The sequence below is a fragment of the Aminobacter niigataensis genome (assembly GCF_014200015.1).
Lineage (GTDB): Bacteria > Pseudomonadota > Alphaproteobacteria > Rhizobiales > Rhizobiaceae > Aminobacter > Aminobacter niigataensis.
This window is the reverse complement of sequence record NZ_JACHOT010000008.1, coordinates 63,775-79,611: the sequence shown is the minus strand read 5'-3', so window position 1 is coordinate 79,611 and position 15,837 is coordinate 63,775. Positions and strand designations below refer to the sequence as shown.

Annotated in this window: 11 protein-coding genes and 1 tRNA gene; 5 read left to right on the top strand and 7 right to left on the bottom strand. The window is 63.5% G+C overall.

Annotation, left to right across the window (positions count from 1 at the left end):
* Nucleotides 1-19: 19 nt before the first annotated feature.
* Nucleotides 20-1,474 carry a glutamate synthase subunit beta gene (locus GGQ99_RS22385; protein ID WP_108607081.1) on the bottom strand — a complete coding sequence of 485 codons (1,455 nt, stop codon included), beginning with the start codon at nt 1,472-1,474 and terminating at the stop codon, nt 20-22.
* 119 nt (nt 1,475-1,593) lie between these two features.
* Nucleotides 1,594-6,324, bottom strand: coding sequence for a glutamate synthase large subunit (gene gltB, locus GGQ99_RS22380; protein WP_183264229.1), 4,731 nt, complete (start codon nt 6,322-6,324; stop codon nt 1,594-1,596).
* A gap of 507 nt (nt 6,325-6,831) precedes the next feature.
* On the opposite strand from gltB, the gene GGQ99_RS22375 reads away from it, so the two are divergent.
* Entirely contained in the window at nt 6,832-7,884 is a 1,053-nt protein-coding gene (locus tag GGQ99_RS22375; RefSeq protein WP_183264228.1) for a threonine aldolase family protein, read from the top strand.
* A gap of 66 nt (nt 7,885-7,950) precedes the next feature.
* On the opposite strand, the gene GGQ99_RS22370 is transcribed toward GGQ99_RS22375, so the two are convergent.
* Entirely contained in the window at nt 7,951-8,928 is a 978-nt protein-coding gene (locus GGQ99_RS22370) for an alpha/beta fold hydrolase (protein WP_210307993.1), read from the bottom strand.
* Between the two features lie 258 nt (nt 8,929-9,186).
* Here GGQ99_RS22370 and GGQ99_RS22365 point away from each other — a divergent pair, with 258 nt between their 5' ends.
* The gene (locus GGQ99_RS22365; protein ID WP_484477023.1) at nt 9,187-9,564 is read left to right on the top strand and encodes an Rrf2 family transcriptional regulator; all 378 of its coding nucleotides are present in this window, start codon (nt 9,187-9,189) and stop codon (nt 9,562-9,564) included.
* Nucleotides 9,565-9,632: 68 nt separating this feature from the next.
* Here the strand turns inward: GGQ99_RS22365 and GGQ99_RS22360 are convergent, their stop codons facing one another.
* A complete protein-coding gene (locus tag GGQ99_RS22360; protein WP_183264225.1) occupies nt 9,633-10,103 on the bottom strand; it encodes an Hsp20 family protein in 471 nt (156 codons plus the stop codon).
* A 456-nt stretch (nt 10,104-10,559) separates the two neighbouring features.
* Here GGQ99_RS22360 and GGQ99_RS22355 point away from each other — a divergent pair, with 456 nt between their 5' ends.
* Complete coding sequence (locus GGQ99_RS22355) at nt 10,560-11,522, top strand: alpha/beta fold hydrolase (protein ID WP_183264224.1); 963 nt, start codon at nt 10,560-10,562, stop codon at nt 11,520-11,522.
* Nucleotides 11,523-11,528: 6 nt separating this feature from the next.
* On the opposite strand, the gene hisN is transcribed toward GGQ99_RS22355, so the two are convergent.
* Both hisN and GGQ99_RS22345 read right to left on the bottom strand, forming a co-directional pair.
* Complete coding sequence (gene hisN, locus GGQ99_RS22350; protein ID WP_108607075.1) at nt 11,529-12,302, bottom strand: histidinol-phosphatase; 774 nt, start codon at nt 12,300-12,302, stop codon at nt 11,529-11,531.
* 224 nt (nt 12,303-12,526) lie between these two features.
* On the bottom strand, nt 12,527-13,417 hold the full coding sequence (locus tag GGQ99_RS22345) for an N-formylglutamate amidohydrolase (protein ID WP_108607074.1): 891 nt from the start codon (nt 13,415-13,417) through the stop codon (nt 12,527-12,529).
* A gap of 227 nt (nt 13,418-13,644) precedes the next feature.
* Here GGQ99_RS22345 and cpdR point away from each other — a divergent pair, with 227 nt between their 5' ends.
* Nucleotides 13,645-14,007, top strand: a complete 363-nt coding sequence (cpdR, locus tag GGQ99_RS22340) for a cell cycle two-component system response regulator CpdR (RefSeq protein WP_018429348.1) — start codon at nt 13,645-13,647, stop codon at nt 14,005-14,007.
* A 106-nt stretch (nt 14,008-14,113) separates the two neighbouring features.
* Nucleotides 14,114-14,188 (top strand) — tRNA-Val (locus GGQ99_RS22335).
* A 103-nt stretch (nt 14,189-14,291) separates the two neighbouring features.
* On the opposite strand, the gene GGQ99_RS22330 is transcribed toward GGQ99_RS22335, so the two are convergent.
* The gene (locus GGQ99_RS22330; protein ID WP_343061767.1) at nt 14,292-15,818 is read right to left on the bottom strand and encodes a flavin-containing monooxygenase; all 1,527 of its coding nucleotides are present in this window, start codon (nt 15,816-15,818) and stop codon (nt 14,292-14,294) included.
* Nucleotides 15,819-15,837 lie beyond the last annotated feature (19 nt).

Below are 15,837 nucleotides of genomic sequence, written 5' to 3'. Positions count from 1 at the left end.
TGTTTCGATCGAACCGTCGTCAGCGTGGCAGGACGCTCGAGCCCATCAGCGCCAGGTCGATCGACTGCGCGGCCTGGCGACCTTCGCGGATCGCCCAGACGACCAGCGACTGGCCGCGGCGCACGTCGCCGGCGACATAGAGCTTGTCGACATTGGTCTTGTAGTCCTGCTCGTTGGCCGAAACGTTGGTCGAACGGCGGCTGTCGGTGGCGATGTCGAGCTTGCCTTCAAGTTCCTTGACCAGGCCGCCGGAAATCGGACCGGCAAAGCCGATGGCGATGAAGGCGAGATCGGCGCGGATGACGAACTCGGTACCGGGGATCGGCTTGCGCTTGTCGTCGACTTCGCAGCACTTGACGCCGGTCAGCTGGCCTTCCTCGCCGATGAACTCCAGCGTCGCCACCTGGAACTCGCGCTGCGCGCCTTCGGCCTGCGACGACGAGGTGCGCATCTTGGTCGCCCAATAGGGCCACACGGCGAGTTTGTTTTCCTTTTCCGGCGGCTGCGGCCGGATGTCGAGCTGGGTGACGCGGACCGCGCCCTGGCGGAACGCCGTGCCGACGCAGTCGGATGCGGTGTCGCCGCCACCGACGACGACGACGTGCTGGCCGCCAGCGACGATCGGCTCGGACGGCCAGGCAACCGACTGGATGTCCTCGCCGCCGACGCGCTTGTTCTGCTGGACGAGATAAGGCATCGCGTCATGCACGCCCAGGAGATCGTCGCCGGGGATACCCGCCGGACGCGGCGTCTCGGAGCCGCCGCAATAGAGCACGGCGTCGAATTCGGCGAGCAATTCGCCGACCTTCTTGTCGACGCCGACATTGACGCCGCAATGGAAGGTGACGCCCTCGCCCGCCATCTGCTCGACGCGGCGGTCGATATAGTGCTTCTCCATCTTGAAGTCCGGGATGCCGAAGCGCAGCAGGCCGCCGGGACGGCTCTCGCGCTCATAGACGTGGACGTCATGGCCGGCGCGGCCGAGTTGCTGGGCCGCCGCCATGCCGGCGGGACCCGAGCCGATGACAGCCACCTTCTTTCCGGTCTTCTTTTCCGGCGGATAGGGCCTGATGTAGCCGGTCTCGTAGGCCTTGTCGGCAATCGCCTGCTCGACCGTCTTGATGGCGACCGGAATGTCCTCGAGGTTCAGCGTGCAGGCTTCCTCGCAAGGCGCGGGGCAGATGCGGCCGGTGAATTCGGGGAAGTTGTTGGTCGAATGCAGGTTGCGGATCGCATTGTCCCAGTCGCCATTGTAGACCAGATCGTTCCAGTCGGGGATTTGGTTGTGCACTGGACAGCCCGTCGGGCCGTGACAGAACGGGATGCCGCAATCCATGCAGCGCGCGGCCTGCTTTTCGACTTCCTTGTCCGACATCGGCAGCGTGAATTCACGGAAATGCCGAATGCGGTCGGAAGCCGGCTGGTACTTGTGCACCTGCCGGTCGATCTCGAGAAAACCTGTAACCTTGCCCATCGTAACTCTCGTCAGTCATGCCCAGCGTCTCGGCGCGGGCGTCTCATTCCACCACTTCAAATGAAGCATGCGATGGCGCAGCACCCGTTGCGGGCGCCGCGCCGGCCGGACGGTCGCGGTCACTCCGCCGCGACGTTCATCCTCATGCGCTCCATCTCGATCAGCGCGCGGCGGTACTCCACCGGCATGACCTTGCGGAATTTGGGTCGGTAGCTCGCCCAGTCGTCCAGGATCTGCTTGGCACGGGTCGAACCGGTGTAGTGCATGTGGTTCGAAATCAGCTGAACCAGCCGCTCTTCGTCATGGCGGGTCATGTCGCCCGAGACGTCGACACGGCCCATATGGGCGATGTCGCCGCCATGATGGTGGAGCTTTTCGAGCATGTCGTCCTCTTCGGGGACCGGTTCGAGCTCGACCATCGCCATGTTGCAGCGTTCGGCGAAATCGCCGTCCTCGTCGAGCACATAGGCCACGCCACCGGACATGCCGGCCGCGAAGTTGCGCCCGGTCTTGCCGATGACGACGACGACGCCGCCGGTCATGTATTCGCAGCCATGGTCGCCGACGCCCTCGACGACGGTGACCGCGCCCGAGTTGCGCACGGCGAAACGTTCGCCGGCGACGCCGCGGAAGTAGCACTCGCCCTCGGTCGCACCGTAGAGCACGGTGTTGCCAACGATGATCGACTCCTCGGCGAGTATTTTGGAATCCTCGGACGGCCGGATGACGATGCGGCCACCCGACAGGCCCTTGCCGACATAGTCGTTGCCGTCACCGACGAGTTCGAAAGAGATGCCGCGTGCCAGGAACGCGCCGAAGGACTGGCCGGCGGTGCCTGTCAGCTTGACCGAGATCGTGTCCTCGCGCAGGCCCTTGTGCTTGAAGCGCTTGGCGACCTCGCCCGACAGCATCGCACCGGTCGAACGGTCGACGTTGCGGATCGTGGCTTCGATCTTCACCGGCTGACGCGCTTCGAGCGCCGGCTTGGCTTCTGCGATCAGCCTGCGGTCGAGCACGTCGTCGATCGGGTGCTTCTGGCGTTCGGTCCAGTGCGACGCCTCGCGCGACGCGTCCGGCTTGTAGAACACCTTGGAGAAGTCGAGCCCGCGCGACTTCCAGTGGTTGATCAGCTCGCGCTTCTCAAGCAGGTCCGCGTCGCCGATGATCTGGTCGAGATGGGTGAAGCCCATCTTGGCCAGCAGCTCGCGCACCTCTTCCGCCACGTAGAAGAAGTAATTGATGACGTGCTCGGGCGTGCCCTTGAAGCGCTTGCGCAGCACCGGGTCCTGGGTGGCGACGCCAACCGGGCAGGTGTTGAGATGGCACTTGCGCATCATGATGCAGCCAGCCGCGATCAGCGGTGCGGTCGAGAAGCCGAATTCGTCGGCGCCAAGCAGCGCGCCGATGACGACGTCGCGGCCGGTACGCAGGCCGCCGTCGACCTGGAGCGCGACGCGCGAACGCAGGCCGTTCAGCACCAGCGTCTGGTGCGTCTCGGCAAGGCCCATTTCCCACGGGCTGCCGGCATGCTTGAGCGAGGTGAGCGGCGAAGCGCCCGTGCCGCCATCATAGCCGGAGATCGTGATGTGGTCGGCGCGCGCCTTGGCGACACCTGCCGCCACCGTGCCGACGCCCACTTCCGACACCAGCTTGACCGAAACGTCGGCCGCCGGGTTGACGTTCTTCAGGTCGTAGATCAGCTGCGCCAGATCTTCGATCGAATAGATGTCGTGGTGCGGCGGCGGCGAGATCAGGCCGACCCCTTGCGTCGAATGGCGGGTCTTGGCGATCGTCGCGTCAACCTTGTGGCCAGGCAGCTGGCCCCCCTCGCCGGGCTTGGCGCCCTGGGCGACCTTGATCTGCATCATGTCGGAGTTGACCAGATATTCGGTCGTCACGCCGAAGCGGCCCGAGGCCACCTGCTTGATCGCCGAACGCTCCGGGTTCACCGAACCGTCGGGCAGCGGCAGATAACGATCCGGCTCCTCGCCGCCTTCGCCGGTGTTCGACTTGCCGCCGATCCGGTTCATGGCGATGGCGAGCGTCGAATGCGCCTCGCGGCTGATCGAGCCGAAGGACATCGCCCCGGTCGAGAAGCGCTTGACGATCTCGGCTGCCGGCATGACGTCGTCGATGGAAACCGGCTTGCGCCCGCTCTCTTCCGCGGGCTTGATGTGGAACATGCCACGGATGGCCTGGGCACGCGCCGTTTCGCTGTCGATCTGGGCCGAGAACTCCTTGAAGGTCGACCACGAACCTGAGCGAACGGCATGCTGGAGCGATGCAACCGCGTCTGGCGACCACATGTGGGCCTCGCCGCGCATGCGGTACATGTACTCCCCGCCGACTTCCAGCGCATTGCGCAGCACCGGGTCGGGACCGAAGGCAGCCTCGTGGCGGCTGACGGTCTCGGCCGCGATTTCCTCCAGGCCGACGCCCTCGATGTTGGTCGCGGTGCCGGTGAAGTACTTCTCGACGAAGTCGGTCTTCAGGCCGATGGCGTCGAAGATCTGAGCGCCGCAATAGGACTGGTAGGTCGAGATGCCCATCTTGGACATGACCTTGAGGATGCCCTTGCCGATCGACTTGATATAGCGGCCGACGACTTCCGAGCCGTCGACCTCAGGCGGGAACTCGCCCCGCTTGTGCATGTCGGTCAGCGTGTCGAAGGCGAGATACGGGTTGATCGCCTCGGCGCCGTAGCCGGCCAGGCAGCAGAAGTGATGCACTTCGCGCGGCTCGCCCGATTCCACCACGAGGCCGACCGAGGTACGCAGGCCCTTGCGGATCAGGTGGTGGTGGACGGCAGCGGTTGCCAGCAGCGTCGGGATGTCGATGCGGTCAGGCCCGATCTGCCGATCGGACAGGATGATGATGTTATAGCCGCCGGCGACCGCAGCTTCCGCGCGCTCGCACAGCCGCTCGATGGCACCCGCCATGCCGGCAGCCCCTTCGGCCGCCGAATAGGTGATGTCGATCGTCTTGGTGTCGAACCGGTCCTCGGTGTGGCCGATGGAGCGGATCTTCTCCAGATCGGCATTGGTCAGGATCGGCTGGCGCACCTCGAGCCGCTTGCGACGCGAGGATCCGACCAGGTCGAAGATGTTCGGGCGCGGGCCGATGAACGACACCAGGCTCATCACCAGCTCCTCGCGGATCGGATCGATCGGCGGGTTGGTGACCTGGGCGAAGTTCTGCTTGAAATAGGTGTAGAGCAGCTTGGCCTTGTCCGACATCGCCGAGATCGGCGTGTCGGTGCCCATGGAGCCGACAGCTTCCTGTCCGGTCGTCGCCATCGGCGACATCAGCAGCTTGGTGTCTTCCTGGGTGTAGCCGAAGGCCTGCTGGCGATCGAGCAGCGAGACGTCCTTGCGCAGCTCGCGCGGCTCGACCGGCTTCAGCTCTTCAAGGATCAGCTGGGTGTTGGCCAGCCACTTCTTGTAAGGGTGCTTGGTGGCGATCTCGGACTTGATCTCCTCGTCCGAGATGATGCGGCCCTCGACCAGGTCGATCAGCAGCATCTTGCCGGGCTGCAGGCGCCACTTCTTGACGATGTGCTTTTCGGCGACCGGCAGCACGCCGGCCTCCGAGGCCAGGATCACCCGGTCATCGTCAGTGACGATGTAGCGGGCCGGACGCAAGCCGTTGCGGTCGAGCGTGGCGCCGATCTGGCGGCCGTCGGTGAAGCACACCGCTGCCGGGCCGTCCCACGGCTCCATCAGCGCGGCGTGGTATTCGTAGAACGCCTTGCGGTCGGCATCCATCGACTTGTTGCCGGCCCAGGCTTCCGGGATCAGCATCATCATGGCGTGCGCAAGCTTGTAGCCGCCCTGGAACAGGAACTCGAGCGCATTGTCGAAGCAGGCCGTGTCCGACTGCCCCTCATAGGAGATCGGCCAGAGCTTGGAGATGTTATTGCCGAACAGCTCGCTGTCGACCGAAGCCTGGCGCGCCGCCATCCAGTTGTTGTTGCCACGCACCGTGTTGATTTCGCCGTTGTGGGCGACCATGCGGTACGGGTGAGCCAACTTCCACGACGGGAAGGTGTTGGTCGAAAAGCGCTGGTGGACGAGGATCAGCGCCGTCTCGAAACGCGGATCGTTGAGGTCCTTGTAATAGACGCCGACCTGGTTGGCCAGGAACATGCCCTTGTAGACGATAGTGCGCGCCGACAGCGACACGCAGTAGGCGCCAATGTCCTTGTTGGCGTTCTCGGCATAGATGCGGCCGGAAATGACCTTGCGCAGCAGATAAAGGCGGGCCTCGTATTCCTCGTCATCGTCGATGTCGGGCGTGCGCCCGATGAACACCTGGCGGTGATGAGGTTCGGCAGCGACGATCTCGGGCGCCTTCGACAGCGACGAATTGTCGACCGGCACGTCGCGGAAACCGATCAGCGGCAGCCCTTCCGACTGCGCCGATTCGCGGATGATGTCGTCGATGTGGTCGCGCATCGCCGCGTCCTGCGGCATGAACCAATGGCCGACGCCGTACTGACCTGCTGCCGGCAGTTCGATGCCCTGCTTGGCCAGTTCCTCGCGGAAAAAGCTATCGGGGATCTGCACCAGCACGCCGGCGCCGTCGCCGACCAGCGGGTCCGCGCCCACAGCACCGCGATGCGTCAGGTTCTCGAGCATGAACAGCCCGTCCTTGACGATCTGGTGCGACTTGATGCCCTTCATCTGGGCGATAAAGCCGACGCCGCAGCCGTCATGCTCGTTGCGCGGATCGTAGAGGCCATGCGCTGCATAGCCGGTGGTGGTTCGGAGATGATCGGTTTTCTTGTTGGCCGCTTTCGTCTGCGCGGCCGGCACAAAACCCGTCGTCACAGATGGCGTCAACTCCGTCATCGTCTCTCTCTCCACTACGGCCCGATCCGGGCAGTTCAATTTTGGACGGCAACGTGCCGGTCCGCTCACGATCAGATATGCTTTCGATATGCGTGCGGCACAGTGCCGTTGGCCGGCACCGAACCGCCAGTCGGGGCAGACAAGGCCAAATGCACTCCGGCACGACCTCTGACCCTAGCTCGCGGCGGCAGACGGACGTGGCATTATCATACGCCATATCCGGTTCGCTTTGGGCAGATAAATAAGACAGCACTGCTGTCCTAAATTTCGTATGACAGAATTCTTGAATACACACAAGACCGATTCACCAATTTTCCGCATCGTCAAAGACAGAAAGTTTCGTCGAACTCATGCCTGGCGTAACTTTTGAACAACCGGTCAAAAGCGTTCTTCCCGCCTGTCTCAACCGATTTCCAGGCCCCGGACTTGCCGAAAACGGCAAAACCCGCTCTAGCTCGGGCCATCCTTGCCACGCAGTCTTCGACAGCCATATCACGGACGGATAACATGTTCTTCGCATCTGACAATTGGGCCGGCGCGCACCCCAAGATCGCCGAACGGCTGCACGCCAGCGCGGCAGGCTTCAGCCGGGCCTATGGCGACGGCGATCTCGACCAGGCTGTCTACGCGCGTTTCAGCGAGATATTCGAACGCGAGGTGGCGGTGTTCTTCGTCGCCACCGGCACCGCGGCGAACTCGCTGGCGCTGGCCGCCTACAACCGCCCCGGCGGCATTTCCTTCGGCCATCGCGAGTCTCACATCATCGAAGACGAATGCGGCGCGCCCGAATATTTTACCGGCGGCTCCAGGCTGCATGCCATCGACGGGGCGCTCGGTCGCATGGACGTCAGGACCCTCGAACGCGCGGTCGACCGTTTCGCGCCAGAATTCGTCCATGCCGGCCGGCCGATGGCGATCTCGATGACCCAGTCGACCGAGGTCGGCACCGTCTACGGCCTCGACGAGATCAAGGCCATTTCCGCCATCGCCAGGCAGTATTCGCTGCCGCTGCATATGGATGGTGCCCGCTTCGCCAATGCGCTGGTATCGCTCGACACCACGCCGGCCGAGATGACCTGGAAGCGCGGCGTCGACATCGTCTCGTTCGGTGGCACCAAGAATGGCTGCTGGTGCGCCGAGGCGGTTGTGCTGTTCGATCTCGACCGTGCCAAGGAAATGGCCTTCCTGCGCAAGCGCGCGGCCCAGCTGTTTTCCAAGTCGCGCTTCATCTCCGCCCAGTTCGACGCCTATTTCGACGGCGGCCTGTGGCTGGATACGGCACGCCACGCCAATGAAATGACGGCCGAGTTGGCCGCGACCATCGCAAGCTCGCCGGTCGCTCGCCTCGCCTGGCAGCCGCAGGCCAATGAAGTCTTTGCGGTGATCAAGACCGATGTGGCGAAAAAGGCGCTGGCTGCGGGCGCTGCCTTCTACGACTGGCACGCGCCGGCCGGCTTCGACGGACAGTTGGGCGAGGACGAAACGCTCTACCGCTTCGTCACCAGCTTTGCCACGACGGCCGACGAGATCGGTCGCTTCGGTGAATTGTTGCGGAGTTGACGTGTGACCGGACGGCTTGCCGAGGTGCGCCGTTCGCTTCTACAGCCTTCGCAAGCATGGCCTGTGTCACAGGGTCTTGAGAAACGACAGCAGCGCCTCCGACGCGAGGTCCGGCCGCTCTTGCGGAGCCCAATGACCGCTGCCCTGCAGGTAGATCGGCTGACGTAGCAGTGGCACGAGGCTGGGCATTGCTGCAATGATGTCGCGCATGCCCGGAATCTGCAGCCCGACGTCGCGCTCCCCGATAAGAAAGAGCGCCGGAACCGCAACCTTGAGCCCCGAAAAGGCATGCTGCATTTCCCAGTTGCGGTCTAGATTGCGGTAGAGGTTCAACCCGCCCCGGAACCCGCTGGCCTGAAAGTCGCCGACATAGGCGTCGAGATCGGCCACGCTCAGCCAGGACGGTAGGGCATCGGGTGTTGGCAGCGGCGCCAGCAGCCCCTGTTCACGGCTCACCATGGCGAAGGGATTTGGCGTTCCATCGCCTTCAAGCCTCGGGCCCGCATCGCCCGAAGCCGCATACAGGATCTTGCGCAGCGTCAGGCCGATGTCCCGTTCGAACTCGGCTTCTGCCACGCCGGGCTGCTGAAAATAGAGCGTATAGAAGATGGCATCGTCGGTTTGCGGGAAGATGCGCGTGGGCGGCACGGGAGGCTGTCCCATCATCGGAACGCCGATGGCGGCAACCGCATGAAACCGGTCGGGGCGCAGAAGGGCTGCTTGCCAGGCCAGGGTCGCTCCCCAGTCATTGCCGACGATCACCGCTCTCTCTTCGCCAAGCGCATCGAGCAGGCCGACCATGTCCGCGACCAGATGCATGATCGAATATTGGGCCGAGTCGGCTGGCCTGTCAGTGCCGCCGAAGCCACGGAGATCGGGGGCTACGACACGATGGTTCGCAGCCGCCAGCGCGGCGATCTGGTGGCGCCAGGAATAGGCGGTTTCCGGGAAGCCGTGACAAAGCAGCACCAGCGGGCCCTGGCCCTGGCCCTGATCGGCGATGCGCATGCGAAGGCCATTCACGTCGAGGAATCGATAGGGCAATTGCGGCATTGCAGTCTCCTTCTCAGGTCCTGGTGATCCGGCAAGGGATCGCTGCGGGAACATGGTCGCCGCTGCCAGCGCAACGACACGCCGGGCGAAGGTTCGCCTGCTTATGGCCTTGGCTTGCAGAAGGTAACTCTTCAAGTTACATTCTATCAGAAGGCAAGAGATTGTAACCCCTCTTGTTATGATTTCCCCTGAAACGCTCGGTCGGGTCCGCCAATGACGCAAGACAGCCGTCTATCCCGCATGCTCCACATGCTGATCCACATCGATCTGCACGACGGAAGGGCGACGTCCGAAACCATCGCGCAGATGCTCGGCACCAACCCGGTCGTGGTTCGGCGCATGATGGCCGGTTTGAGAAAACAGGGCTATGTGGAAGCCGCTCGCGGACCGAACGGCGGCTGGAAACTGGCGCGCCCGCTGGAGGACATCACCGTCCTCGACGTGCACCGGGCGCTGGGAAGCCCATCCCTCTTTGCGCTGGGCATCACGGCGGATCATCCCGACTGTCCGGTTGAACGCTCGGTAAATGCTGCGCTCGGCACGATTCTCGATGACGCCGAGACAAGGGTGATGTCGAGCTACGGCAATATCTCGCTTGCCGACCTGATCCCGGCGATCAAGCGCTGAAGCCGGCAGCTGAACATGAAAAAGGCGGCACCCGAGGGCGCCGCCTTTTCTCCTTGGGAGGAGTTGTCTTAGTTGACGGTGTTGGCTTCGATCTGCTTGGCCTTGGCGGGCGCAGCGGAGATCTCGATCTTGCGCGGCTTGTGCTCTTCAGGAATGTTGCGCTTCAGATCGATGTGCAACAGGCCGTTCTTGAGGGCCGCGCCCACGACCTCGACATGGTCGGCGAGCTGGAATCGGCGCTCGAAAGCGCGCGAAGCGATGCCGCGATAGAGCAGCTCCGAACCTTCGCCGGTGCCTTCATTGCCGCGTTCGCCCTTGACCGTCAGCACATTGCGATGGGCTTCGATCGAAATCTCGGTTTCCGAGAAGCCGGCAACCGCCATGCTGATGCGATAGGCGTCCTCGCCGGTGCGCTCGATGTTGTAGGGCGGATAGGTCGTCTGCCCGCCTTCGGGCTGGCCAAGGCCGTCAAGCATGCTGAACAGCCGGTCGAAGCCGACGGTCGAGCGGTGGAGCGAGGAAAAATCAACGTGACGCATGGGTGTTCTCCAGTGAGCAACAAGGTTTTGCGCATGATCTGTGCCGAAGCCCATTCTGGCGCCCCGGCGGTGATCAGCGGCCCCGATATTGGGCGCCGCAAGGAGACATTTGGGTGCCACCCGAAGCCATTTCAAGACGTTTTCCCAATAGCTTTTCACCGGCCCGTCGATGAACCGAAGATGAACCGGGCCTTCGGCATCCGTTCAGGTCGCCCCGTCTAGAGTGCACCCAAGTTGAAGAACAGGCGGCACCACAGAATGCCGCCGACGAGGCCGAGCCGGGTTGTAACGTCCCTTCCTCCCGGAACGACAGAGGCCGGAGGCATCCCGCAAGCTGCCTCCGGCCTCATTCGATTCCGCCTCGCCCACGAAATTCCTTTGATTTTCTCGGCCCGCCTTTCTATCACCCTCGTATCGCCTGATCCCACGGCAGCGAGTGCCAAGCCGAAGCGCCTGATGACGGACCTGTTCCACGAAATCCCCGGCAATCCGGTTCCTGAGAGGGCCACCTCCGGCGACTTTGTCGCCCATGACGGCAAGCGCCTGCGCTATGCGCTGTTTCCGGCGACCTCCCATCCCTTCAAGGGCACGGTGATCCTGCTCAACGGCCGCAACGAGTGCATCGAGAAATATTTCGAGACCATCCGCGACCTGACCGTGCGCGGCCATGCGGTGGCCACCTTCGACTGGCGCGGCCAAGGCGCGTCCGAGCGGCTGCTGCGTGACGGCCATCGCGGCTACGTCAGAAGCTTCGACCACTATGTCCGCGACCTCGAAGCCTTCTTCGAGCAGATCGTGCTGCCCGACTGCCGCGGCCCCTTCTTCCTGCTTGCCCATTCGAGCGGGGCGCTGATCGCCCTTCTCGCCGCACCCTCGATGGTCAACCGCGTCCAGCGCATGGTGCTGGTGGCGCCGTTCCTGTCGGTCATCGGCGCGCCGCTGTCGATGAAGGCGATCAGCCGCATCGGCACCCTGCTCTGCTGGCTCGGCCTCGGCCGGCTCTACGCCGCATGGGGCCCGCGGCCTAGGGAAGGCACGCCTTTCGAAATCAACAAGCTGACCAGCGACGAGCGCCGCTATCGCCGCAACATGCTGCTCTACGAGACCTATCCCGAGCTGTCCGTCGGCGGGCCGACCATCGCCTGGATGCGCGCCGCAGCGCAGGCGTCCGAGGCCGTGCGCGAGCCACAATTCATGGCAGCGCTCAAGGTGCCGATGCTGATCGTCAACGCCGGTGCCGACGAAGTGGTGTCGTCGCGCGACGTCGAGCAGTTTGCCAGCCAATGCCGCGTGGCATCGCTTTTGACCATCGACGGCGCGCGTCACGAAATCCTGCAGGAAGCGGACATCTACCGCGAGCAGTTGCTCGCAGCCTTCACCGCCTTCGTGCCCGGAACGCCGGCAACCGCCGACGCATAGGCAGGACTATCCCGCCAGCACGGCCATCGCCGCCTTGTGCAGTTCCGGCGTCGCCGCCGCGATGACGTCGCCGCCATTCTCCGCCGGGCCGCCATCGAAGGTGGTGACGATGCCGCCAGCCTGCTCGATGACAGGGATCAGCGCCACGATGTCATAGGGCTTGAGGCCGGGATCGACGACGATGTCGACCTGCCCCGCCGCCACCATGGCAAAGGCGTAGCAGTCGGTGCCGTAGCGGGCGAGTTGCACCTTGCTTTCAAGCTCGTCATAGCGCTTGCGCATCTCGCCCTTGAACAGCGCCGGCGTGGTGGTGAACATCGTCGCGTCCGACAGGCTGGTCGTCTTGCGCACCGAAAGTTTGCGCGGACCGCCCGGCCCTTCGTAGTGCGAGCCGTTGCCGTCGGCGTAGAACAACTCGCCGGTGAAGGGCTGCGACATCAGCCCGGCCACCGCGTCGCCATCGACGGTCAAGCCCACCAGCGTGCCCCAGACCGGCAGGCCGGAGATGAAGGCGCGCGTGCCGTCGATCGGATCGATCACCCAGACATGGCTGTTGGAGATGTTTTCGCTGCCATGCTCCTCGCCGAGGATGCCGTGGCCGGGGAATTCGGCGTTGATCAGCGCGCGGATGGCGCGTTCGGCCTCCTGGTCGGCCTCGGTAACGGGATCGAAACCGCCAGCGAGCTTGTTTGCGACTGCACCCTGCCGGCGGAAGCGAGGCAGCGTTTCGGCTGCGGCAGCACGTGCGATCCGTCGCATGAATTCGGCGTCGACCATCATTCACCCCATCTCTGACTGTTGCGTGGATGACACGCCGCGGCCCTCGCCGGCAATAACCACATCAACTTGATTTAAAGAATCCCAAGGCGCCTTGACTTTTGTGCAGCGCACAATAATCTCGACTTCGGACAGGGTTTCCTGTCCATGCCCTCCTTGGGCGTTTCCTCCCTAGACTTCGACCGCTCTCCGGAGCGGTCTTTTTTTAACCTGCTCGGCCTGCGCTGCTACTCCGCAGCCAGCGGCAGGTCGAGGAAATGATGATCCGGAACCGCCATCAGATCGGCGGAAAACCGCGCCAGATCGTCGGCCAGCGCATAAAATCCCGCCGATTTCTGGAACGTGCGCTCATCCATGTAGAGCCCGCGATTGATCTCGATCTGCAGCGCATGCAGCTTGCGCGCCGGCCGGCCATAGTGCTCGGTGATGAAACCGCCGGCATAAGGTTTATTGTGCGCCACGGTATAACCCATCGCCGCCAATAGCCCGATGGCCCGTTCGGAAAGCTCCGACGCGGCCGAGGTGCCAAAACGGTCGCCGACGATGAAGTCCGGCCGCATGCCGCTGTCGCCGATGCGGACGGAGGCCGGCATCGAATGGCAATCGACCAGCACGGCATAGCCGAACCGCGCATGGGTGCGCGTGACCAGCCGCTTCAGCGTCTCGTGGTAGGGTTTGTAGACGCATTCGATGCGGTCGACCGCCTCCGACAGCGGCAACCGGCCCGGATAGATGTCCAGCCCCTCGCCCACCAGCTTCGGCACGGTACCGAGCCCGCCGGCGACACGGGCCGAGCGGACGTTGGCGAAAGGCGGCACAGGTTCCGCGAACATCCTGGGGTCGAGCTCCCACGGCTCGCGGTTCACATCGAGATAGGCGCGCGGAAAATGTGCCGTCAGCATGGGTGCGCCGAGTGCGACGGCAGCACCGAACAACTCGTCAACGTAGCAATCCTCGGAGCGCCGGATGGACGTCGAATCGAGCCGGGTCATGGCGAGGAAGCGTTCGGGATAGCACCGCCCGCTATGCGGCGAGTTGAATACGAACGGCACGCGCTGCTCTGCGCTCGTCCTGACTTCGAACGGCGGCAGCACCGAGAAATCTTCGGCTGGCGTCATCTTTGTTGACGGACCTGCGAAATGCACTCACTCATTGTTCGAAGGTGCCACCTGCGGCCGCTGGTGTCCAGCATTCGAAATGTGGAAAAGCCGCCCCGATCGTGCCTTTGCGTCACCAATCCGGCAGCGCATTCACTTGATGTTTACCGTCCCGAACTCATATACAAGATGGTTAACGAAGCCCCTGATGGGGGGCGGCTTCGACCGCTAATTCGGACGGGAAACTGATGGCACGCATTCTTCTGGCAGAAGACGACGACGATATGCGCCGCTTCCTGGTCAAGGCGCTGGAACGCGCCGGCTACCAGGTGAGCGACTTCGACAATGGCGCGAGCGCTTACGAGCGGCTGCGCGAGGAACCCTTTTCGCTGCTGCTGACCGACATCGTCATGCCGGAGATGGACGGCATCGAGCTGGCGCGCCGCGCCACCGAGATCGATCCCGATCTCAAGGTGATGTTCATCACCGGCTTTGCCGCGGTGGCGCTCAACCCTGATTCGAAGGCACCGCGCGACGCCAAGGTGCTGTCGAAACCCTTCCATCTGCGCGATCTCGTCAACGAGGTCGAGAAGATGCTGCACGCCGCCTGAGGCGTTTCCCTAGCGTCGTCTAGGGAATTGATGATCCGGCGCATTTTTCCGCCAAACACGCTATTGACGCGCCGGATCAAAAATGGTGTATCCGCCCCCATCGGATGGGCGTGTAGCTCAGCGGGAGAGCACTGCATTGACATTGCAGGGGTCACAGGTTCAATCCCTGTCACGCCCACCATCCGAACTCCCTGATATCGCAAGATAAAATCGGCCCCAGTACGACGCCCGTGGCCATACGACTACGATCGACGACCACGGCAGCCGCGCGGTCCTTTCCTGGTCTACGCCGCGCGATAGTCCGGCGCGCTTGCCAGGTAGCCCGCATAGGCATCGGCGTTCGGTGGCGCGAAGTTTTCGGCCAGCGCATTGCGTCGCCGTTTCCTGGCGCCGATGTCGGCCAGCAACTCGTCGAAATGCTTGAAATGATACGGCGCCACGCACAGGCCACCATAGACGCCCGCCGCCGGGCGCTCGTTGCGCTTCCAGTACAGCATCATGTCGATGTTGTCGTTCATTTCCTGTCTCGAAGGCTGGCGGCCCAGCATGCCGTCGGCGTAGCGCACCAGCCAGTTACCGGCCAGCTCAGCGCTCAGCACCGTGCAGAATGACGAATTGAAACCGACAAAGCCCATGTCGGGCAGGTCGGGATTGGCGATGACCCGGTAGAGCCTGTACTGCCCGTCCGGCTCGACCAGCTTACGCTGGTATTCCTGCGGCAGGAAAGGCACGCCGGATTTCCAGCCGACCGCGAGGATAGCCATGTCGGCCGCCACCCGCTCGCCGCCCGACAGAATCACCGTACCCTGCTCGTAGCCGGAGATGGTGCCCTGGATCGCCTTGATGCGTCCGTCCGCCACCATGTCGAAGAAACCCGGCGTGACGATCGGGACCGAACAGTTGATCGTGGTTTCGATCGGCTTCCTCGGCCTGAGCCCTGTCTTCTTCAACTTGAGCTGGATCGAGAGCAGGCTTTCCAGCGCCCGCCAGTTGGCCCAGACGAACGGCTTGGCGACAGTGTGCGCGAGCCGCGCCAGCAGCGGCTGGTCCCAGTTGGGGAACATCACCTCCTGGGCGCGGACATAGAGGATGCGCTTGAAATTGATCAGCCCGCCAATGAAATACGGTATGCGCCAGACCGGCTCGAGATAGACGATGTTGACGTCGGCAGCGCCTGAATTGACCGCATTGACGGCGATGTCGGTGGCGGATTTCGAGAAGCCGAGCACGACGACGCGCTTGCCCTTCACGGTTGCGGAATCGGTGTATTCCGAGGAATGAAGCACCTGGCCGCCGGCCGCGGTGAAATCATCCTGGCCCGGATGCACGAGCTCGCGTTTTTCGCTGAAATTTCCGGTGCAGACCGCAACGAAGTCAAAATCCTCGCTGACTGCGTTGCCGTCGCTGGCAAGCTCGACGCTCCAGCCTTTGGCCCCTTCCCGTCGCTGCATGGAAACGACCTTGGTGGCGTAGCGGATGAGCGGCACCAGCCCGGTCCGCTCGGCATAGGTCCTGAGATAGGCGTGGACCTGCGTGCCCTTGGGCCATTCCGGATAGTCGTCCGGCATCGGCATCGAGGTGTAGCGATAGAGATCCTTCGGGCTTTGCGTCTGCACCTCGGGATAGGAGCGCGACGGCTCCCAGACCCCGCCCAGATCATTGCCGCGCTCGACGATGTGCACCTCGTGACCGCGTTGCCTGAAGGCATGAGCAGCCGCGAGCCCGCTCACGCCAGCGCCGATGACGCAGACTTTCTTCTTGTCGACCATTTGCTTTTCCTTGTCAGCCAGGACGCAGGCTCGCCTTCGCACGCGACGGATGTCGCGTGCG